Genomic DNA, 21,155 nt, shown 5'->3' on the forward strand with positions numbered 1-21,155 from the left:
AATGAACTAGAGATAAGGGGCGGAGGCCAATGGTCGTCGGAGATCGTTTTTTTACGTCATAGACTTAGCCGCAGTCTGACGATGAGTCTGATTCCAGACTTTTGTGCATATTAAAACCGGTAATCTGGAATCCCTGTTTTTCATATAACGCCTTCGCGACCGAGTTACTCGTAGCCACTCTCAGCCCGATTTCGCTGATGCCTAATGCAGCGACCGCAACGTCCATCGCTGCTAGTGAAGCTTTACCGAATCCGCAGCCACGCCACGCGGGCAGAAGGCAAAAATCAGATATCCAGGCAGAATTTCCGTTCAGAATCACCCACAAATAGCCGATGACGCCGCCGCCGTCTAAAGAATGAATGCACCATAATTTATTGGCTGGCGTATGGATGCCTTGCGGCAACGCAATATCGATGGATTGCGTTGCGATCGCCCTCGCCTTTTCCGCGTCATATCCCCGAGACTCTTGTAAATCCTGAGCATATTCAAGAATAAAGAACTGACGATAGTCGGGATAATCCGACTCGGTCATATCCGTTAAGTTTACCATTATGTTCGCTTTACCCAACCCGAGTGACGGCCAGTCTCACGGCTGTTATTCAGCAGTGTCAGCCATCACGTAATTTATTTTCAACATAATCAATATAATGACACAATCAGCGCGGTTCCGATAATACGAAACGAAACCGCGCAGAAACGTCAGTATGGGGTTTCTGATGCCGTTCTGGTCGCACGATCGCGAGCGGAAGAAGAACAAATAAAGGCCAGAATCACCATGACAAGCACCGGCAGCATGGCGATGCGTAACCCCGCAACCTCGCCTAGAAAGCCCAATGCCGGCGGGCCCACGAGAAACGCAAAGTAGCCTAATGTTGCGGCAATCGTAACGCGAACAGCACTGTTTTCTCCACTTCCTGCGGCGGAAATCGTGAGCGGGAACCCCAGCGATGCACCAATACCCCAGAAGATAACGGCGGCAGCAGCCAGCAGTGGCGCATCGGAGAAGATAACCAGCGTTAGCCCTAATGCGGCGGAGGCGGCACTGAATCGGAGGACATTGACCTTGCCGAAGCGATCGACAAAATATCCTCCAGCAAAACGGCCCAGCGTCATACCCGCAGTAAACCCGACATAAACCAGCGTCCCCGTCGTGTGACCGAAATTGTGGCCATCGATCATCAGTAACGGCAGCCAGTCATTGGCTGAACCTTCCGCAAGCGCCATCGCCAGAATTACCACACCCAGAATCAACAATCGGCTGTCTTTAAGTTCGTTGAAAACCTGAGCCGTGTAGTTCCCCTTTTCTTCTTGCCCGGAACTGGCCAAATCGCTCAACCATGGCATTTGGCGCATCAGCAAAATAGCGATAAGTATCGACAGTGCAACCACGACGATAAAATGCATCGTCGTATTGACGCCAAAAGCCGTCATCGCCATCCCTGCCAGTGCACCAACCAGCGTTCCCAGGCTAAAGAAGCCGTGCAGCGTTGTCATTATGCTTTTCTTCAGGTGTTGCTCAAACGCCGCACCTTCAATGTTGATGGCGATATCAACCAAGCCGACACCCGCCCCGAAAATTAGTAGTCCCATAAAGGCGCAGGGCGTGCTCCGGATCGAAAGTGAAACGGCAAGCACAAGTAACCCAAGCAGAAGCAGCAGAAATCCACTGGCCATGGTTTTACGAATGCCGAGGACGTTAATGACTTTACCCGCGGCCAATACACCGAGCATGGAACCACATGAAAAACCGAACAGGATCATGCCGATGGTTTCCGTTGAAGCATTCAGAACATCACGCATCACAGGGGTTCGGGTCACCCACGTTGCCCACGTAAAACCGGGAATGAACATCAGCCCAAACAGTGCGAATTTATTGATAGCGGGTTTTGTGGTCATAGCTCTCGTCGTCTTTATTTAAAAGTATTCGTACATATGTACGAATAACTATCGCACGAATATGCACCGCTTTGCACCTGTTTCATTACGTTCTTTTTTCACGGGAAGACGTCCGGCAAGATCGCGCCAGACGATATCAGGATGTCAGTTTTATCACCGTATTGAGAATGTCTTCGCGGCTAACTGCGTCATCATTGAGATAGTTATGGATCGTATATCCTTCAATCATCGCATCCAGTGAGCACGCGGTCGCAATGTTGAAATGAAGGTGAAGTGATTTTCTACTGCGCGTCATCCACTCCTGCAATATCAGCCGATACTCTTCTTTACGTGATGCCAGCGCGTACAGCTCAAAGCTTAATGTCAGATGACGTGGCGTCGCCCAGATATCGCCACAGATCAGATCAACCACCGCTTCACGTGCGCTGTCGATATCCTTTGCCTGCTTGAGGCGGACACGGAATGCCTGTGAGATGCCATCAACCATATAGACGAACGCGTTGTTGAGCAGCAATTCAATGCTGCTATAGCGATAGGTCAGCGTCCCCGGAGAAAGCCCAGCCTGTTGCGCAATTTTCCGGTAGGTTGCCCCCCGCACGCCATGGTCCAGAATGACTTCCAGCGCAGCCTCAAGAATTCTGTGTTGTGTATTTTTGCCATCATGCGCTGCATCGTGTGATGGTGACATCATTCTGTTCCCCTTAACTGGCAATGCTGACGATCGTAACCTTTATAACAAAAAAAGCCGCCAGCGGGTTCTATTCCCACTGGCGGCTTATGGTAAACGAAAAGCGGCTTAGCCTCTCAATTTACTGTGGTATTCACCCTTCAACGTATTGATTTCTGCTAATGCTGCTTTGGCTTCGCTCACTTTACCGGCATCCGCCAGAGCCTGTGCGCTATCGACTTTTTGCAAAATCTTATCCAAGCCTTCCACATAGGCTTTTCTATCTGGGCCGTCTGCAGGTTGCTTGGCGAAATCAGGCGGCACTTGCGTTTTAGCATGCTCGACGTGTTCGCGGAATGTGCTCAGCGCGGTTTTCAACGTTGCAGCATCGTCCGCTTTCGTCGCCGCGGTATAACTTTTTTGCATACCGCGCATGTCTTCCGACACGGTTGCATTCGCTAAAACCGGTGTCAGCAAACTCCCGGCCAGCAGTACAGAAAAACAGATCTTGGTCATTCTATTCATCTTGAATTCTCGCTTGTTTCCATAGCACGACATACTCGGAGAATCTGGCCATCACACGCCGGCCAGCCCAATATTGATCTTGTTATATTGCGTCCTACGCCATTGCCCACATCACGGAGCGATGGCTCTACTAATTTTATGGTTATTACGGTAAAGATGTTAAATTATTTTTAATCGTTTCGTTATTTTTAATTGTATAAATGTAAAAAAGCTCACCAGAATCACTCTGGTAAGCCTTTTATCAGCACTAATTTTATTGGTAAAGCAGATAAACAGTGTTAGTTCAACTGATAATCCAGCGTAATTTCGGCCTTAAGTACTTTTGACACTGGGCAGCCTGCCTTCGCTTTTTGGATAATCTTATCGAACGTGGCTTCATCAATCCCCGGTAGCTTCACCGTGCTGTGAAGGGCGATCTTGGTGATCGCGAATCCACCATCGACTTTATCCAGTGAGACATCCGCAGTCGTATCAATTGACTCAGGTTTATGGCCTTCTTCGCCCAACATCAGCGATAGCGCCATAGAGAAACAGGCCGCATGCGCCGCACCAATCAACTCTTCTGGGTTCGTACCGGGCTTACCCTCGAAACGGGTATTGAAGCCGTAAGGTTGCTGCTGCAATGCCCCGCTTTCCGTTGAAACCGTGCCCTTTCCCTGCTTGATATCACCTTCCCAATGCGCTTGCCCTTTCTTATGAATGGTCATGCAATCTCCTCTATCATTTTAGATTAGCTATTGGCAGCTATCCGCGTTAGAGCGAAATCATGCTGTCGTCATACCCTTTAAACCGTAGAACACATTTCGCATAAACCCAAATTGATTATTTCATCACATAATAATTTCACGCTATAGAAATAAACCTGGTGATATATTCACTGCTTTATTATTTTAAGATAAAACCGATTTACCTATTTATACAAAACTTGGATTATCGACGGGCCAAATCAATAGATTTTCGAAAAATGGACTTCTGTTTTGGCGTATTTATTTTTACAACTCACCTATGTTATTAATCTTGAATCATATTGGATGTGAAACATGAATAAAATAACCTCATTAGCGTTGTCCGCATTATGCGTCATTCCCCTAATTAATACCGCCCACGCCCAGTGGGAACTGGACGATATCTGTTACGGCTACGCTACCGCAACCGGCTCTGGGTATCAGGGCGGCGCGCTCTTGTTGGACCCTATTCCACAGAACATGGAAATCACCGCATTAAACCGGAGCCAACTGGATTATCGCGGCGTGAAAGCATCACTGGCTGGGGCTTACCTCAAAGTGAATGGCCCAAAAGGCAGCACGGTGGTTTATGTCACGGATCTTTACCCTGAAGGTGGAGATTGCGCATTAGACTTATCGTTTAACGCTTTCGAGAAAATAGGCGATCTGCGAGATGGGAAAATTAATATAGATTGGACGCTGATCGAAGCGCCAGTAAATGGCAACGTTATTTATCGTATAAAGGAAGGTTCAAATCCTTATTGGGCTGCGGTGCAATTTAGGAATGTAAAATATCCGGTTATTGAAATGAAATATATGCGCGATAACCAGTGGGTTGCTGCACAAAAAACCGATTATAACCACTTTATTGTTGAGCACGTTGGAATGAACGATATTCCTATTGAGTTTACCGATGTAAAAGGTAACGTCCTCAGTGACACGCTACCACCAATGTCACAAAGTACCTCATCTGCCTACCTGATCACGGGCAACGTCCAACTGTAGTCGCCCACAACTTGAGGGACGCTGACACCGTGCAGCCTCCCTCGCTTCTGCCATATTGCGTTTAAAAAAGCTCTCGCCATTTTTGCCAGCATTTTCATCACATTATCTGGCCATCGTCTACAGCTCGTGAGTACAGTTCTCGTTTCCCACTTTTTCTATTGCTTAAATATTTGTTAGTTTTACCACTTCTTTAAGCGTTTGATTCGCCATCATTCGCACTACAGTATACCCTGTCGCAGATTACATTTTATTTTCTGCTTTAGGCATCATTACAAAAGGTCTCTTTTGCGTGGCAAAATTATTTTTACGTAGTGGAAGTTTGGATGATTTTCTGGCGCTGGGTGAGAACGGGCAGCCAGTTTATGCATCGGCACTTCAATTGCGGGAAACGTTACGTCTCAGAAAACAGCAGCAGATTGCCGATTGTCTGGCGATTCCCCAACCCAACGAGCATGGCGACCGTATTGACTGGTATTCGCCGGTTGACGGTAACGTCACCTCCTGGATTGCCGCCAGTGAAGAAGAAAGAGAAAAAGCGCTGTCGTTACTGGAAACCTATAAAGCCGCAGTTGCCGACATCAGCCAGCGTGCGCAAAATGCAGAAAAAGCGGGGCAGAAACTTTTCGGTGTCCTGCTGGCAAAAGCGATACAGTTCCCAGGGGCGAACCACGTCTATCTGGTTGATGGCATGCCAGTCTTAACATTCTGGGGCTTCGTTAATCTGGATAAGAAATCCCGCCTTGATGCATTGGACTGCCTACGGCCTATCATCAAGGAAGCAGAGCCGCTTTTTGTTGCACCTGCCCCCGCTGCAAGCGCACCAACGCTTCCACTGGTCGACCCCGTACCGGAACCAGAACCACAGCCTATCGTTCAGCCCGACCCCGTCGAGCCAACGCCTGCACCTGCTACGTTACCGACTCGCCCAGCATTCTTTCGCCTGTGGTGGCTATTACCTGCCGCCGCGCTGTTAGCTATTTTGTCATTGCAGATACGCGGTTGCGTGTCTGAACAAGAAAAACCGACATCCGAACAAGCCGCGACGGTCAAACCGGAAAAACGAGCGCTGTCTTCTTCCACACCTGCTGAACCAACACCGCCACCTGCTCCGCCGGTCGTAGAAAAAGAGATCGTGAAAGCGGCTGAGCCCCCCATTTCAGCTCCGCCTGTTGTTTCTCCGGCGCCTATCGTAGAAGCGGCCAAACCAGAAGCCCCTGCTGCCGTTGAACCAAAAGAGCCGGTTGAACCTGTTGTCGAGCAAGTGCCTGCACTGCCTGCGGGCAAAGATGATTTAGTCATGCCAGCCGACGCCGTGAAAATTGGTTCCATCAAGTTCCTGAACGGCAACTGGCGCGTCATTGTTGATAGTAAAGCGCCGATTACCGGCAGGCCGCCTAGCCTGCGCTACCAGATTCAAAATGGAAAAGGAACGGCGCGCATCACTCATGGTGACGGTGTCACGTGTCGCGCCAACGTTGAGGCAGGCTTAATGGGCTCCGGCAACCTGATCGTCAATAGCCGCTCAGGCGCACGCTGTTCCGATAATTCTCGATTCCAAATGCCTGAACTGGTCTGTAAACAAGGTGCATCTGGCACCGCTGCGGAGTGTATCGGTCGTTATGACGCAGACACCGTTTTCCCGATGACGATAAAGCGCGAGAGTAAATAATCATGCTGGCGACGATTACCGATTATAAACAACGCATTACGTTGATTCAGGACAGCGGAATTCAGTTTTTGGATTTTGCGTTAAAGCCACAGTTTTCGGCTGAACAGCCTAACCGTTATGTGCGTAAAAGCGCCAACGGCCCCTTGCTGCACCTGCTTTACGATGAACACACGGACAAATACCTGCTGCCTTCTGCAACGGGTATGCCACCGGAAGTGGTCAAGCCCGAGTTAAGTGCTTCGCTTGATCAATCGCTGAAGCTGCTGGAGAACATCTGGCTGCCGTTGCCCTTCTTCCGCTTCAATCCGCCACGTACCTTTATGGGTGGGCCGGATAACTGGGCGCGGATGCGGATCCTGGCTTTGGATACGCCCGATCAGGACGGCAATACACACCGCATTTGTCTGGCATTCGATACCAAAACCTACCCAGAAGGTCACGAATACGAGTCGCTGGCGCCTAATGCCAATGACATCAAAACCGGTGGGAATTTCGCGTTGGCCTATCACAGCGATGAACTGGGTGAATTTCTCGATGAAACCTGGGTCGACGGCTGGCTGCGTGAAATATTTACTCAGCAGGTTAAAGCGCAGGAAAAACGCGACAGCCATGATGTGAAAGTGGCACTCAGGGGATTCGAATATCAGGCGCATTACCTGAACGTGTTGGATATGCTGGGCAACCAGCTTGAGATACCGGAAATCCGTATCAACACCAGCACATTGCAGGAGCCAGCCGTCAACGTTGACCTGATTTTGGACGTCGGTAACTCGCACACCTGCGGTATTCTGGTAGAAGATCATGCCGATGAAAGCAACGGCCTGAAGCAGACCTATGAGCTGCAACTGCGCGATCTGAGTGAGCCGCATTATCTGTATAACGAACTGTTTGAGAGCCGTGTTGAGTTTTCACAGGCGAAGTTCGGCAAGGAAAACTTCTCCGTAGAAAGCGGTCGTGATGACGCCTTCATCTGGCCGTCAATCACTCGCGTCGGACGTGAAGCCAGCCACATGGCGTTGCTGCGTCAGGGAACGGAAGGATCGAGCGGAATTTCCAGCCCGCGTCGTTACCTGTGGGACGAAGAAAGCTATGCACCTGGCTGGCGTTTTAGCCAGACGGACGCACATTCACAAACTGAACCATTAGCCACTGCCATGCCGCTGACCATCATGCTGAATGATGAAGGTCAACCGCTCTACAACCAGCCGCTGGATGAGCGTTTACCGGTATTTTCGCCGCACTATAGCCGCAGCTCGATCATGACTTTCATGCTCTCCGAACTGCTGGCTCAGGCGCTCATGCAGATGAACAGCGCCGCCCAGCGGTCGAAGATGATCCACAGCAGCGCACCGCGCCAACTGCGCAACATCATTCTGACGCTGCCTTCCGCGATGCCGAAGCCTGAGCGTGAAATTTTCCGCCGCCGGATGCATGAAGCCATTGCGCTGGTCTGGAAAGCGATGGACTGGCATCCGATGGATGAGGATTTCACCACGCTAGCCGACAAACAGCAGAGCCGGGTTCCCGTGCCTGAAGTACAGATTGAATGGGACGAAGCGACATGCGGGCAGATGGTTTACCTGTATAACGAAGCGCAGGTGAACTTTGGTGGCCGAGCGGAAGATTTCTTTGCCAGCATGGCTCGCCCGGATAAAGAACTCGACGAGGGTGAGCCCGCAGGAAAAACGCTGCGCATTGCCTCAATCGATATTGGCGGCGGTACTACCGACCTCGCCATTACGCAATATTTGCTCGATGACGGTGTCGGTAACAACGTTAAAATCATTCCACGCCTGCTGTTCCGCGAAGGCTTTAAGGTCGCAGGTGACGACATCCTGCTGGATGTGATTCAGCTTTATATCCTCCCCGCGCTACAGGCCGCGCTGAAAACCGCAGGAATGGCCAGCCCAGATGCGCTGATGGCGAAGTTGTTCGGCAATGAAGGTCGTATGGATGCGCAGCTTACGCTGCGCCAGCAGGTGACGTTGCAGGTCTTCATTCCAATCGGTCGCGCGATTCTGGAAGCCTACGAGCGCTTTGATCCGCTGGACACCAGCGCCGAGATTGAATCCACCTTTGGTGAATTGTTGGAACAGGCGCCGACGGAAAAAGTGCTGGAATACATCAATACGGAAGTGCAGCGCGAATTGCCCGTTAGCGATACCGTATTCGATATTTTACAGGTGCCGCTCATCCTCAAACTGAACAAGCTGCACGGCGAATTCCTGTCTAACAAAATGAACATCACGCAGAATTTGCGCCTGATGTCTGAAGTCGTGTCGCTGTATTCGTGCGATGTGCTGCTACTCACTGGTCGCCCTTCACGCTTCCCTGGGATTCAGGCGCTGTTCCGCCACCTGCAACCGCTGCCGATTAACCGAATGCTGTCACTGGATGGCTATCACACCAATGATTGGTATCCGTTTAACAAACGTGGGCGCATCGATAACCCGAAATCCACCGCTGCCGTTGGCGCGATGCTGTGCCTGCTGGCGCTCGATCTGCGTCTGCCGGGCTTTTACTTTAAGGTCGGTGATTTCCAGCCGTACTCTACTGTGCGCTATCTCGGCATGATGGACAGCAGCAACGCACTGACGCTGGATAATGTGTATTACAGCGATATCGATCTGGATGCGCCGGATTTCGTGCTTGATCCGAAACACAGCTTCCAGGTGCGTGGTTCTCTCTGCCTCGGCTTCCGTCAGTTGGACAACGAACGCTGGCCCGCCTCTTCACTCTATATGCTATCGATTGTCGATCAGGATTTGGCCCGTAAGGTCGTCGGCGACAGTAAGCTGCGCGTCCGACTGGCTGTGACGAAAGGCGACGATCAAGACAGCCCTGAGCGTTTTGAGATTGCCGATGCAGTATTGGAAGACGGCACCCGCGTTCCACCTCATCATTTACGACTTAAATTAAACACATTATCCGCTAACGGTTCAGGAGCGACCCATTATTGGATCGATAGTGGGAGTGTATTTAAAAAATGAAACGACTAACGCCTAAACAGCTTTCCACCCGACTTCACGGCCAGCTACAGGCGGTCGCGCAAGGTGTTGAACAGGCCATCGGCTGGGTTGAAACCACACGTCAGAACGCCCCGCGTCTGGATATTGAAGCCGACCGTCTGATCGTTAAACTGCGCCGCAACCACAATAAAGCGCAGCACTTGTCCGATGTAGCGCAGAAAGAGATTGCTATCGGTTTTTTTGGCCTGTCTCAGGCTGGGAAAAGCTATCTTATCTCGTCGCTGGCTGGGGGAGAAAACGGTAAGTTGGAAACCTCATTTGAGGGGCAACAGCTGGATTTTGTCGATCACATTAACCCATCTGACCGAGCCACCGCGCTCGTTACGCGCTTTAGCCGACAGTCGGGCGTGAAGAACAAATCGTTTCCCGTTCAGTTGCAGCTCCTCAGCGAGCTGGATATCGGCAAGATCATGGCTAACGCTTTTTTGAACGATCTCAACCAAGAGACAACGTTTGAAGAGCTGGATGAACGCCATATCGCCGAGCACATTAAAACGCTGTTGATGCACCGCCAGCCAGAACCCGTTGAAGGGATGAGTCGCGATGAAGTGGTCGAACTCTGGGACTACCTCGTGCGCCACGATGTTAAACGGCAAAAACAGCTCGAAGCGCACTTCTGGCCAGTTGCGGTTGAATTAGCACCTTATCTCACCGTAGATGACCGCGCCCAGCTTTTCTCCGTACTGTGGGGAGAGTTGAATTCGCTGACCTCCGCGTATCGCCATTTCAACCACACGCTGCAACACTTGTCTGGTGCAAGTAAGTTATTAGCACCGTTACGGACACTGGTGGATGATGAGTTAAATCCCGCAGACGGTCTGGTCGACGGTTCCGCGTTGGAGCGATTGCACAGTACCGACGATCCCAGCGTGCTGGTACGCCCGGTTCAAAACGGCCGCGCGGGGAAAACAGCAGAACTCTCGCTGGCGGAGTTAACGATGCTGACGGCGGAGTTGCTTATCCCGCTACAATCGCCTCCTAAAGAAGCGCTATTCGAGCAGGTCGATGTGCTGGATTTCCCCGGTTTTGGTGAGGTTCGCGAAACGCGGGCTGCGCCACCAGCAAAAGGTCAAAACACGCTGTATCCGCTGGCGCACACGCTATTACGTGCGAAACGCGCCTATCTGCTGGAACGCTATACCGATAATCAGGAAATGAACGTTCTGATGGTATGCAGCGCCGCTGGCGATCGTGCTGACGTTAAAGTGGTCGGCAAAGCGCTGGATCACTGGGTCAAACAGACTCAGGGTGAAAACGCACAGGTTCGTAGCCACCGTAAACCGGGGCTGATTTGGGCGGTTACCCGTCACGATCGCCGTATTACACACGGGCAAAACTACGATGCCGCGGTACAGCGCTATGTCGGTAATCCCGGCGACGCTTGGGGAACGATGCTAGCCATGGATAAACGTGGTGTAACACGGATGGCAACCTGGCTGGGGACTGAAGTTCACCGAGAAGTAAAACTGGGGCGCATCAGCGAACAGCTGAACGAGATCCAACGTGAACTCAGCGATAACCTGTTAGGTAACTGGTATCTGCCTGTTGATGTTGACGATCCAGCGGAAAAACAGCGCATCGCAGAAACCTTGCTTAAATCGCTCCAGACCCGCACTGGCGTGCACGGCGAACTGCTGGAACGGCTTCTGCCCTCGCGTGATGAGCTACGCCGTCTTTATCTGCAACAGAAAGGGGCAAGCTACGGCGGTTTCCACACCGATGCGGAAGACCTCTCTGCCCCCTTAGCCAATAGCGATCCGTTTGGCGTTGGGATCGAAATCGATCTGTTCGCCGATGAACCGATCGCTATCGATCAACCTGTAATGCCCATTCTGACGATCGATCATGGCTATGAGGCGGACTATGCGCACGGCGTTTATCGTTACTGGATTAACTACCTGCGCGGCTTGCCGGAAAATGCTCCGCTTCTCGATCTGCTGAACGTGCCGAAATCAACGATCGAAATGCTGGTCGAAGAATTGATTACTGGCAGCATCCGTTTACGTATCGAAGAAGCGCTGGTCGACATGTTGGTCGATGGTGAACAATTGGGCATCAACCGCGAGAATAAAGCCGACCGTCAGGTTTCACGCGTGCTGACCATTCTCGGCGATTTTGTCGCCTGGCTCGGCTTCCAGCAGCTTGATGAATCTCTGCGCCCTGCCAGCCGCATCAATCGCGGCCATAAGATTTTCGCCAAGCCGGAAAAACAGTCGGTCAGCTTTGGGGCCTCACAACGCTTAACCAAACTCTCGCTCACGCCTACCAACAATACGGCGTTTTATATCTATGACTGGCTGGTTGGCCTGAATGAGATGATTATCCAGAACGCGGGCTACTCCGCTGCGAGAGAAGTCAGCGCTGAACAACGCGAGCAACTTGGCACAATTCTGGCGCTGATTAAACCCGCTGAGAAATAACGTTCAGTCTGCCGCTGTCGATGTAAGAAACATGACGTGACATTGTCACTAAAACTCACGTCATGTTTCCTTTTTTCTGCAACATTCCCTCTCCTAATGTGTTTATCTTCTGTTGTTACTCCTCAAAATCTTATTTGACGAATCGTGGATTCAATCTATACCTAAGTATATGACTTTCAATTAATAAGCGTTGAGTTCCTCTATCTCTGCTAGCCATTTCCACCGCGTGGGAATGGGTGACCTTAACAGGAGTGGTTATGACGATAGAAAAAGCGCGCGAGGAAGGCGATCTCTCGCTAGAAAATGGCGAGTACGAACCTATTTTGCTGAAAATAAGGGAATTCTATCAACAACTGACAACCGAGGGGTTAGCGAAGCTGGGTGAAATTTATCATCAAGATATTCATTTTATCGATCCCGTATCTAGCCATCATGGGTTGAGTGCTTTACATCGTAACTTTTCCCATTCACTCGAAAATTTGAGTTATTGTCGGTTCGATATCTCCGATATTCATACCTTTCGCGGCGGTGCGACGATGTTCTGGACGATGCATTATGCGCATCCGTCCTTAAAGCGTAATGCGCCGCTGATGCTCGCAGGCTGTAGCCATCTGCTCTTTGCCGACAATAAAGTTATCTACCACCGTGATTATTACGACATGGGTGCGATGCTTTATCAGCATGTTCCCTTGCTCGGCTCGTTAATCAACTATCTGAAGTCGAGACTTAAAACATGAAGCGCGTGTTGATTACCGGCGCCAGTTCTGGAATCGGTCAACAGCTGGCGCTGGATTATGCCAGAGACGGCTGGGACGTCCTCGCCTGCGGGCGCGATGAGCAACGGCTTCACGCATTGACTGCCACCTCCCCAGCCATTCGCACTGTGGCATTTGACATGACGAATTTAGATGACACGCGTCAGGCGTTGGAGGGCGTAACAGCCGATTTGGTGATTCTCAGCGCGGGAACCTGTGAATATCTGGATAACGGCGTCGTTGAGGCAGAAAAAATAAGCCGGGTGCTGACAACCAACGTAATTGGCCCGGTAAATTGCCTGTCGGTGCTATTGCCACAGCTTGCCAGCCATAGTCATCTGGCGCTGGTTGGTTCGACCGCTAGCCTCGTTCCTCTGCCACGTGCGGAAGCCTATGGTGCCTCAAAGGCGGCGCTGGCCTATTTCGCCCGCAGCTTGTCGCTGGATTTACAGGCGCGCAATATCACCGTGTCGCTGATCCTGCCCGGTTTTGTGGAGACCCCACTGACCGCGCGTAATGATTTCCCTATGCCGATGTTGATTTCCGTGTCCCACGCTTCTGATGCTATTCGGCATGGGCTAGCAAAGAAGAAACGCGAAATCGCCTTCCCTCTACGCTTTGCGCTATTGCTCAAATTGATTTCTGTGCTCCCACAGTCATGGCAACGTCTACTCGGAAGCCGCTTAGTAAGGTAAAAAATATGAAGATTGCCATTATTGGTAGCGGTATTTCTGGCTTAACCTGCGCACTCAGGTTGTCCGATCGCTTTCAGGTGTCGGTATTTGAAGCGAACGATTATCTGGGCGGGCACACGGCAACGGTCGATGTGGTTCAGGATGGTACGCCCTACGCCATCGATACGGGCTTTATTGTCTATAACGAGCGGACCTATCCAAACTTCATTGCTCTGCTGGATGAACTGGGGCTAACTGGCCAGCCTACCGAAATGAGTTTCTCGGTCAGTAATCCGGTTTCCGGGCTGGAATATAACGGGCATACCTTAAACACGCTGTTTGCCCAGCGTAGCAACCTGTTCCGCCCCACTTTCTATCGCTTCGTTGCGGAAATCGTGCGTTTTAACCGCGTGTGTAAGCGGTATTTGACTGACGACAATTATCAGGGGCTGACGCTAAGCCATTTATTGCAGCAGGAAAAATTCTCGCCGTTCTTTGCTCAGCACTATCTTTTGCCCATGGGCGCAGCAATCTGGTCGTCGTCGCTTGAAGATATGCGACTTTTCCCGCTGTCGCTTTTCCTGACCTTCTTCAACCATCATGGGCTGTTGGATTTGGTCAATCGTCCGCAGTGGATGGTGGTGCCCGGCGGTTCACGAGAATATGTGCGGCGCATTGCCGAGCGTGTCCGCGATCGGGCGACGATCCACCTTCAGACGCCTGTCAGCCAGGTAATTCGTGATGACGCTGGCGTTACGGTGCATACCGCCGAACAGGCGCATCGGTTCGATCAGATTATTTTTGCCTGCCATTCCGATCAGGCGCTGGCGCTGCTGGAAACGAGTACACTCGATGAGCAACATATTCTCGGTGGCATACATTATCAGCCTAACCACGTGATTTTACATACCGATACCCGACTTTTACCCCATAGCCGACGGGCATGGGCGAGTTGGAATTATCGACTGCCGGTCGATCAGGCGCTTAGCCGTTCGCGCGCGTCCGTCACCTATAACATGAATATCCTGCAAGGTATTCGTTCATCCACCACCTTCTGTGTTTCGTTGAACCCTCAGCAAGATATCGACCCGAGTAAAATATTGCATCGCGCGATTTATCATCACCCCGTATTTACGCAACAGACAACAGAGTATCAACAGCAGCGCGAACGCATTAATGGGCACAATCGTAGCTGGTTTTGTGGGGCCTACTGGTATAACGGTTTTCATGAGGACGGTGTAAAAAGCGCGCTGGACGTCGTCAGCCACATCGAACAAGGTGTGCAACATGAATAGCGCACTGTATGTGGGCAAGGTTCGTCATCGGCGCTTCACTCCCGTCACGCATCGTTTTGACTATGCATTATTCATGGCATTAATCGATTTAGATGAAATCCCCGCCTTGCCGCACGTTGGCATTGCGTTGGAACGTTTTGCTCCTGCGTCATTCTATCGCGGTGATTACCTAGGTGGCGGCGATATCAAAACCAAAGCACAGGATCGGATTGCGGAACTGACCGGGGAACGCCTCACGGGGAAGGTCTTGCTGCTGTGCCAGCTACGCTATCTGGGCTGCTATTTCAACCCGGTCAATTTCTATTATTTGTACGATGAACATAACCAGCTACGCTGGTTATTGGCAGAAGTGCGCAATACGCCCTGGAACGAACGCCATACTTATGCTGTCGTCCCCGATGGGTCTACGCCCATTTCCAAGGCGTTTCACGTGTCTCCTTTTAACCCGATGGATATGGTTTACCACTGGCGACTCACGCCGCCCGTCGAGCGTTTGCGGATCCACATAGAGAACCACAGACAGGGACGCGAATTTGATGCGACGCTGTTGTTGCACCGTCAGCCGCTCACTCGCGCGGCGCTGCGCAAACAGCTTTGGTCACTGCCGTTAATGACGATAAAGATCGCCTGCACCATATATTGGCAGGCTTTGAAACTGTGGATTAAACGCTCACCCGTTTATCCTCATCCGCAGTCTGGAAGGAAGGACAACCCATGAGTTCGACGGAAACACAGCTGGTACGTCAGCCAAACAATACCGCTCGCTATACACGAGATCGGAAAGTGGTATTTGCCTTACTTGGGCGAATAGACGGAGGAAGTTTGCGCCTCCGAGAACCTGAAGGTCATGAGATACTCTTCGGAGGCCAGCACGCGACATTGCAAGGCGAAATCACGATACATAATCCTCGCGTTTATCGCCGCATATTGCTGGGTGGAAGCATCGCCGCCGGAGAGAGCTACATTGATGGCGACTGGAGCTCAACAAACCTCACGCTCGTCCTCCAGCTTTTGGCGCAGAATCAGGCGCTAATCGATACGCTTGAAGCGCGTTTCGGCTGGCTGACGGCGCCATTTCATCGGTTTATCCACTGGTGTCACCGTAATCGTCCGCAGCAGGCACAGAAAAACATCGCCGCCCATTACGATCTGGGCAACCATTTTTACCGCAGTTTTCTCGATAGCGAGATGCTCTACTCTAGCGCCTGGTATCAGCAATCCGACATGACACTCGAAGAGGCTCAGCGCGCTAAGCTGCGTCGCCTCTGCGAGCAATTGTCGCTGTGTGAAACCGATCATTTGCTGGAAATTGGCACCGGTTGGGGAGGACTGGCCGAACTGGCCGCCCGTGAATATGGCTGTCACGTCACCACGACCACGCTGTCACAGCAGCAATATGAATACGCGGTTGAGCGTATTCAGCAAGCTGGACTGAGTCATAAAGTGACGGTTCTGCTACAGGATTACCGCACATTGACCGGCCAGTATGACAAGCTGGTATCGGTCGAAATGATCGAAGCGGTCGGGAAAGCTTATTTGCCCACCTTCTTCAAACGCTGCCAGCAATTGTTGAAGCCACAGGGCCGAATGGTGCTTCAGGCTATCACCATCGCCGACCAACGCTACCATCATTACTCTCGCAACGTGGATTTTATCCAACGCTATGTTTTTCCCGGCGGCTTCCTACCCTCGGTCACGGCGATGACCACCACCATGACGCGGCATACCGACTTTATCACCCGTGACCTGTTCGATATCGGCCAGGACTATGCCCGCACCCTCAGCGAATGGCGGCAGCGTTTTCATCAGCAGTGGCATACCCTGAGTACTCAGGGTTTTGATGAATCTTTCCAACGCCTGTGGGTATTTTACCTTTGCTACTGCGAAGCAGGCTTTCGCGCACGCACCATCAGCACAGTACAGCTCACGGCAGAAAGACCATGAGCCAAAAGCGGAACGCTTGACCCTTTACACTCAAATCCTAAGAGGCAAAAGACAATGAAACTGAAGGCACTTATCCTGACAGGCGTGTTCTTTTCCTGTTCTACCTTGGCGGCAAGCACCACGGTTACACTGAATGAAGCGCTGCCAACGGGCGCAGGTAGCAGTATCGGTGACGTCTCCATTACGGAAACACCGTACGGCCTGCTTTTCACGCCGAACTTGAAAGGATTGGAAGCGGGTATTCACGGGTTTCACGTACATGAAAATGCCAGCTGTGAACCAGCCGAGCAAGACGGTAAATCGGTTCCTGCGCTGGCAGCAGGCGGCCACTTCGATCCGAAAAAAACGGGTAAACACCTTGGACCTTATGACGATCAGGGACACGTAGGTGATTTACCCGGACTGGTGGCTAATGCCGATGGTACGTCAACTTATCCGATTCTGGTTCCTCGGATAAAATCACTGTCTGAGGTAAAAAATCACGCGTTGATGGTACATGTCGGCGGGGATAACTACGCGGATATGCCAGCAAAGCTGGGTGGTGGCGGTGCCCGCATGGCGTGTGGTGTGATTAAGTAAAGCGAGAAGAAAAAATAACGATGCCATATCGCGAAGGATATGGCATCGCACGTTAACAATCGTTGGTTATCGAATGGCGCGTTTTAATATACGGTTAGCGCCGCTGAGGAAATCATCGGCAACCTTATTCACTTCACCATTGCCGTAGTCCAGTTTTTGCAGGCTCGTCGTCCACAGTTGAACCAGTTCCTGATTTTCCATAAACGGTGAAACAGCCACCTTCGATTCAGGCTGTGCTGCGGCTGCCCGATAGGCATTTGCTAATAGGTTACCGGGGTTGATCACGCCGATATCCTCCAGCAGTTTTTGCGCTTTCGGGTTGGCTGGCATCCCGTTTTGCAGCCCAAGCGCCTTCACGCCTTCTGGATTACTCAGCATGAAATTCATCAACATCGCCGCTTCTTTAGGGTGTTTGCTGTTCTTACTGATCGCAAACAGTGAGGACGGTTTGCTTGTAAGCCCCGAGTCTTTAGCGCCCGGCATCGTGATAAACGGCCCAGTTTCCAATACGGCATCTTTCGGCATATTGCTCGAATAGGTATAAATGGCAGAATCCCACAGATACATACCCGCTAATTCGCCGTTAATCCACGGACGGATTTCATAGACGTTGGTGCGCCCGAACGAGGAGAAATAGCGCTGATCGGGTATCACATGGGAGTCAACCAGTTTTTTATAAAAGCCGAAGAGTTCCCGCACCTGATCGCGGCTATAGGCGATGCTTTGCTTCTTCTCATCGATCATATCGATGCCATATTTCTGCGCCATATAGCTACGACCGAGCGTGAGAATATCCAGCACATCGCTTGCCCCTTGGGCTACGCCGAGCGGATAGTAGCTGTCACCCAGTTTTTGTTTAAACACCGGGCCAGCAGCAAACAGCTCATCCCAGGTTTTCGGATAGGCAACGCCCGCATTGTCCCAGGTGGTTTTATTGTAAATCATACTGCGGGACGTCATCGAAATCGGGAGGCCTTGCAGTTTCCCTTTTACATCCGCCGTTTTCAGAGCGTTAGGCGGAAAATCCCCTAACCCCAAAATGTCTTTTTGCTTATTCAAATCATAAAAGCCGTCGCCATTGCGTGAAAACTGCGGCAACCAGTTCCAGTCAATACGCATAACATCAGGTTCTTGCCCCCCTGCAATCTGTGTTGACAGTCGGGAAAGATAACCATCCCAGCCAGCATATTCGGCTTTGACGGTGATCGTCGGGTTGGCTTTTTGAAACGCGTTAATTGCAGCCAGCGTGGCCTCATGTCGCTGATTACCGCCCCACCAAGAGATGCGGATTTCGGCAGCGTCAGCAGAGTGAGAAAATGCCGCACCCAAAGGGAGAGCAGCACAGAGCAGGAGTAGGTGAGATAATGTGTTCCGTGTTTTCGCCATAATAGAACCCTTATAATTGTATTCGGAGGTTTCCACCCGCTGCCCTTTTAGGGGCAGACAGGTACTACGGATGCGGAAGCTTTTTCTGCCCAATGGCAGAGACTCTGATTAATTCTCTCTTTTCAGGTTAACGGCCAGCTCGCTTATTTTCACTGGCAATTCGGTGCGTAATGACCGATTAGCGGCAATACCGGTTAAAATAGACATTGCCCCGTCTCGATAATCCGCTGCACGATGTAATGGATCGGGTTCCGGTGTACCAAACAGATCGTTCAACATGACCTGATCGCCGCCACCGTGTCCGCCCGATTTAAATTCAACCGGTACGACATAAGGTTCATCAAACATCGGATAGATCTTTATTTCACATTCATTCAGCGCACCTTCATCCTCTTTTTGTCCGCCTCCGTTTACATAAGACTTTTCTACCAGTTTCATTTCTAACCGGCCCTTGCTACCATTAAATACCACATTCAACCCTTCCCATGGCAAATAGGCATTTAATGAGTATGTCATGATGGCTTTGTTCTTATAGCGCACCATCACACCCAGTACATCTTCAATATTAATACCGTCATCGAACACGCTTTTATCACGGTAATAACCATCTTCGTGTTCGGCGTCTAAATATAAAGCCGTTAGCTGTTCGCTTTGATTCATATGCAACGCAAACGGGTCGTTTTCCGCCGCGGCGCTATTATGTGAACGTGAATAGAAATCCGTGATACCACGCGCTTCGGCATTCGCTTTACCATAAAAACGCAAATCGCCTTGTGCGTAGACCGTTTCCGGTTCGCTATTCAGCCAGAAATTGACCAGGTCAAAATGGTGCGTGGATTTATGCACCAACAGCCCGCCGCTATTGCGTTTGTCACGGTGCCAGCGACGGAAATAATCTGCCCCATGTTCGGTATTCAATAGCCACTCAAAATGAACGGAATAAACTTCACCAATCGATCCTGCGGCAATTAATTCACGGACTTTACTGTGATGCGGTGCGTAACGATAATTAAACGTCACCCGTAATTTACGTCCAGTACGATTAATCGCATCAATAATGGCCTGACATTTTTCTTCGTCAATCGTCATCGGTTTTTCACTGATGACATCACACCCTAATTCCATTGCCCGGATAATATAATGATGATGCGTCCGGTCTATCGACGACACAATAACGATATCTGGCTTGGTTTCCGCGATCATCTGCTCAAACCGATCGGCGTGATACGTTGCCACATTATCGTGTCCAAATTTATGGACAATACGGTTGGCGTAATCCATTCGCGTCTGGTTTGTATCGCAAAAAGCAACAAATTGTCCCTGATCCTGATAATCTCTGGCGATCGACTCCAGATAAAGGCCTGCACGCCCCCCCGTTCCCACTACGGCATATTTCTTTTTCATTCTGTGTATTTCCTCCAAATAACGTAGGCACATAGCTATTCGTACATAAAACAGGACGCTAAAAAACTTCACCGAATTGACGGGTACATACCGATTGAGGGCTGGCTGGTATAGTGATTTTCATCATGACAGCCATACCCACACTCTCCTGCCTTTGTCATAAAAAATAGAGCATATAGACATAGTTCACCTTCACATTATTGCCACGTGATGATGTTATCTGGCAGTAGGAGAAAGATTGGCATGCTCCATCTCTCATAAGTATAAATTAGAGGACTTCTATTTTAGTGATTGATTTTATTGAAAATGTCACACGTGACGTATCTCCGCATACCTCACAGTAAATGGGGATTAGCTTTCTTACGTGCCATGTTGGGGTAAGGCTGAGCTATGTTCGTGATGACTTTCTCTTTCTTCACTTCATCATGTGACATATCTTGCATTTTATTTTCAATCCGCCGACCGATGCCGGATAATCGACACGTAACTAATATAGAGATGCAGGAAAGCGACAAGCGCGTAAGGAATTACTATGCAGACTTTTTTCCAAGACACCATGGCTACCCCACTTGGGGAGTTATTGATTATTGCTGATGAAAATAATCATTTGCGCGCTGTCGAGTGGCGCGAGTATGAAGACGGTTTATTTCGCTCACTCAATCGCAGTTATCGAAATGATCCCTTTTCGTTACAGTCACGTCATAATCCCGGTGGTCTGACAGACAGCCTGCAGCGCTATTTTGATGGCGAATTAGCGATTATTGATACGCTGCCCGTTGCTTCTGTAGGGACAGAATTTCAACAGCAGGTTTGGCGGGAATTACGTAGAATTCCCTGCGGAGAGATTACCACCTACGGCGAACTCGCCACGCTATTGGGACGCACTGGCGCAGCGCGTGCAGTCGGCATGGCAAATGGCTCAAACCCTATCAGTATCGTGGTTCCGTGCCATCGCGTCATCGGTACGGGCGGTGCACTGACGGGCTATGCGGGGGGGATTCATCGTAAACAGTGGCTATTAGCTCATGAAGGTTACTTACCGCACCAAAATAGTTTACCGTTATAATTATAACGCTGCGGCCTGAGAAAATGCCTCACCGAATTGCTTATCAGCGTAAGTGATTCGGATTAATCAACGTGTAACCGTTTGAAAACGCGATGGACGAAAATATTATCGCCACG

The 21,155-nt window shown here is 50.6% G+C and carries 18 protein-coding genes; 11 read left to right on the plus strand and 7 right to left on the minus strand.

All coding sequences use genetic code 11. From position 1 onward, the window contains the following. Positions 1 to 64: 64 nt before the first annotated feature. The 5 genes from DCX48_02710 to DCX48_02730 form a co-directional block, all read right to left on the minus strand. Entirely contained in the window at positions 65 to 550 is a 486-nt protein-coding gene (locus DCX48_02710; protein QXE13515.1) for a GNAT family N-acetyltransferase, read from the minus strand. A gap of 149 nt (positions 551 to 699) precedes the next feature. Next, positions 700 to 1,896: an MFS transporter gene (locus DCX48_02715; GenBank protein ID QXE13516.1), complete on the minus strand. Its 1,197-nt coding sequence runs from the start codon at positions 1,894 to 1,896 to the stop codon at positions 700 to 702. A 136-nt stretch (positions 1,897 to 2,032) separates the two neighbouring features. After that, positions 2,033 to 2,587, minus strand: a complete 555-nt coding sequence (locus DCX48_02720; GenBank protein ID QXE13517.1) for a TetR family transcriptional regulator — start codon at positions 2,585 to 2,587, stop codon at positions 2,033 to 2,035. A gap of 105 nt (positions 2,588 to 2,692) precedes the next feature. Continuing rightward, positions 2,693 to 3,088: a cytochrome B562 gene (locus DCX48_02725; GenBank protein QXE13518.1), complete on the minus strand. Its 396-nt coding sequence runs from the start codon at positions 3,086 to 3,088 to the stop codon at positions 2,693 to 2,695. A gap of 278 nt (positions 3,089 to 3,366) precedes the next feature. Further along, on the minus strand, positions 3,367 to 3,795 hold the full coding sequence (locus tag DCX48_02730) for an OsmC family peroxiredoxin (protein ID QXE13519.1): 429 nt from the start codon (positions 3,793 to 3,795) through the stop codon (positions 3,367 to 3,369). Between the two features lie 333 nt (positions 3,796 to 4,128). Here DCX48_02730 and DCX48_02735 point away from each other — a divergent pair, with 333 nt between their 5' ends. The 10 genes from DCX48_02735 to DCX48_02780 all read left to right on the plus strand — a co-directional run bounded on the left by DCX48_02735 (position 4,129) and on the right by DCX48_02780 (position 17,183). Then, positions 4,129 to 4,818, plus strand: coding sequence for an Expansin-YoaJ (locus DCX48_02735; protein QXE13520.1), 690 nt, complete (start codon positions 4,129 to 4,131; stop codon positions 4,816 to 4,818). A 289-nt stretch (positions 4,819 to 5,107) separates the two neighbouring features. Beyond that, positions 5,108 to 6,487, plus strand: coding sequence for a hypothetical protein (locus DCX48_02740; GenBank protein ID QXE13521.1), 1,380 nt, complete (start codon positions 5,108 to 5,110; stop codon positions 6,485 to 6,487). Positions 6,488 to 6,489: 2 nt separating this feature from the next. After that, positions 6,490 to 9,477, plus strand: a complete 2,988-nt coding sequence (locus DCX48_02745) for a virulence factor SrfB (protein QXE13522.1) — start codon at positions 6,490 to 6,492, stop codon at positions 9,475 to 9,477. After that, positions 9,474 to 11,936, plus strand: coding sequence for a virulence factor (locus tag DCX48_02750; protein QXE13523.1), 2,463 nt, complete (start codon positions 9,474 to 9,476; stop codon positions 11,934 to 11,936). The genes DCX48_02745 and DCX48_02750 overlap by 4 nt, the downstream gene beginning before the upstream one ends. Before the next feature lie 257 nt (positions 11,937 to 12,193). Beyond that, complete coding sequence (locus DCX48_02755) at positions 12,194 to 12,673, plus strand: DUF2358 domain-containing protein (protein ID QXE13524.1); 480 nt, start codon at positions 12,194 to 12,196, stop codon at positions 12,671 to 12,673. Beyond that, positions 12,670 to 13,386 (plus strand): SDR family NAD(P)-dependent oxidoreductase, encoded by a 717-nt coding sequence (locus DCX48_02760; GenBank protein QXE13525.1) that lies wholly within the window; start codon positions 12,670 to 12,672, stop codon positions 13,384 to 13,386. Before DCX48_02755 ends, DCX48_02760 begins: the two co-directional genes overlap by 4 nt. A gap of 5 nt (positions 13,387 to 13,391) precedes the next feature. After that, positions 13,392 to 14,660 (plus strand): FAD-dependent oxidoreductase, encoded by a 1,269-nt coding sequence (locus DCX48_02765; protein ID QXE13526.1) that lies wholly within the window; start codon positions 13,392 to 13,394, stop codon positions 14,658 to 14,660. Continuing rightward, the gene (locus tag DCX48_02770) at positions 14,653 to 15,378 is read left to right on the plus strand and encodes a DUF1365 domain-containing protein (protein QXE13527.1); all 726 of its coding nucleotides are present in this window, start codon (positions 14,653 to 14,655) and stop codon (positions 15,376 to 15,378) included. The genes DCX48_02765 and DCX48_02770 overlap by 8 nt, the downstream gene beginning before the upstream one ends. After that, positions 15,375 to 16,604: a class I SAM-dependent methyltransferase gene (locus tag DCX48_02775; GenBank protein ID QXE13528.1), complete on the plus strand. Its 1,230-nt coding sequence runs from the start codon at positions 15,375 to 15,377 to the stop codon at positions 16,602 to 16,604. Before DCX48_02770 ends, DCX48_02775 begins: the two co-directional genes overlap by 4 nt. 54 nt (positions 16,605 to 16,658) lie before the next feature. Beyond that, the gene (locus DCX48_02780) at positions 16,659 to 17,183 is read left to right on the plus strand and encodes a superoxide dismutase [Cu-Zn] SodC1 (protein QXE13529.1); all 525 of its coding nucleotides are present in this window, start codon (positions 16,659 to 16,661) and stop codon (positions 17,181 to 17,183) included. Positions 17,184 to 17,249: 66 nt separating this feature from the next. On the opposite strand, the gene DCX48_02785 is transcribed toward DCX48_02780, so the two are convergent. Beyond that, the gene (locus DCX48_02785; GenBank protein QXE13530.1) at positions 17,250 to 18,569 is read right to left on the minus strand and encodes an extracellular solute-binding protein; all 1,320 of its coding nucleotides are present in this window, start codon (positions 18,567 to 18,569) and stop codon (positions 17,250 to 17,252) included. 108 nt (positions 18,570 to 18,677) lie between these two features. Beyond that, the gene (locus DCX48_02790) at positions 18,678 to 19,973 is read right to left on the minus strand and encodes a Gfo/Idh/MocA family oxidoreductase (protein QXE13531.1); all 1,296 of its coding nucleotides are present in this window, start codon (positions 19,971 to 19,973) and stop codon (positions 18,678 to 18,680) included. Positions 19,974 to 20,505: 532 nt separating this feature from the next. Between DCX48_02790 and DCX48_02795 the strand changes: the two genes are divergently transcribed. Further along, on the plus strand, positions 20,506 to 21,039 hold the full coding sequence (locus tag DCX48_02795) for a methylated-DNA--[protein]-cysteine S-methyltransferase (protein ID QXE13532.1): 534 nt from the start codon (positions 20,506 to 20,508) through the stop codon (positions 21,037 to 21,039). Positions 21,040 to 21,155 lie beyond the last annotated feature (116 nt).

The organism is Pectobacterium atrosepticum, from assembly GCA_019056595.1.
Classification (GTDB): Bacteria; Pseudomonadota; Gammaproteobacteria; order Enterobacterales; family Enterobacteriaceae; genus Pectobacterium; species Pectobacterium atrosepticum.

Bases quoted from the DNA above. Each gene is read 5' to 3' on its own strand.
- DCX48_02730 (QXE13519.1), bottom strand. From the start codon at position 3,795: ATGACCATTCATAAGAAAGGGCAAGCGCATTGGGAAGGTGATATCAAG.
- DCX48_02735 (QXE13520.1), top strand. From the start codon at position 4,129: ATGAATAAAATAACCTCATTAGCGTTGTCCGCATTATGCGTCATTCCC.
- DCX48_02750 (QXE13523.1), top strand. From the start codon at position 9,474: ATGAAACGACTAACGCCTAAACAGCTTTCCACCCGACTTCACGGCCAG.
- DCX48_02785 (QXE13530.1), bottom strand. From the start codon at position 18,569: ATGGCGAAAACACGGAACACATTATCTCACCTACTCCTGCTCTGTGCT.
- DCX48_02770 (QXE13527.1), top strand. From the start codon at position 14,653: ATGAATAGCGCACTGTATGTGGGCAAGGTTCGTCATCGGCGCTTCACT.
- DCX48_02780 (QXE13529.1), top strand. From the start codon at position 16,659: ATGAAACTGAAGGCACTTATCCTGACAGGCGTGTTCTTTTCCTGTTCT.
- DCX48_02715 (QXE13516.1), bottom strand. From the start codon at position 1,896: ATGACCACAAAACCCGCTATCAATAAATTCGCACTGTTTGGGCTGATG.
- DCX48_02760 (QXE13525.1), top strand. From the start codon at position 12,670: ATGAAGCGCGTGTTGATTACCGGCGCCAGTTCTGGAATCGGTCAACAG.
- DCX48_02790 (QXE13531.1), bottom strand. From the start codon at position 19,973: ATGAAAAAGAAATATGCCGTAGTGGGAACGGGGGGGCGTGCAGGCCTT.
- DCX48_02755 (QXE13524.1), top strand. From the start codon at position 12,194: ATGACGATAGAAAAAGCGCGCGAGGAAGGCGATCTCTCGCTAGAAAAT.
- DCX48_02725 (QXE13518.1), bottom strand. From the start codon at position 3,088: ATGAATAGAATGACCAAGATCTGTTTTTCTGTACTGCTGGCCGGGAGT.
- DCX48_02765 (QXE13526.1), top strand. From the start codon at position 13,392: ATGAAGATTGCCATTATTGGTAGCGGTATTTCTGGCTTAACCTGCGCA.
- DCX48_02710 (QXE13515.1), bottom strand. From the start codon at position 550: ATGGTAAACTTAACGGATATGACCGAGTCGGATTATCCCGACTATCGT.
- DCX48_02775 (QXE13528.1), top strand. From the start codon at position 15,375: ATGAGTTCGACGGAAACACAGCTGGTACGTCAGCCAAACAATACCGCT.
- DCX48_02795 (QXE13532.1), top strand. From the start codon at position 20,506: ATGCAGACTTTTTTCCAAGACACCATGGCTACCCCACTTGGGGAGTTA.
- DCX48_02720 (QXE13517.1), bottom strand. From the start codon at position 2,587: ATGATGTCACCATCACACGATGCAGCGCATGATGGCAAAAATACACAA.
- DCX48_02745 (QXE13522.1), top strand. From the start codon at position 6,490: ATGCTGGCGACGATTACCGATTATAAACAACGCATTACGTTGATTCAG.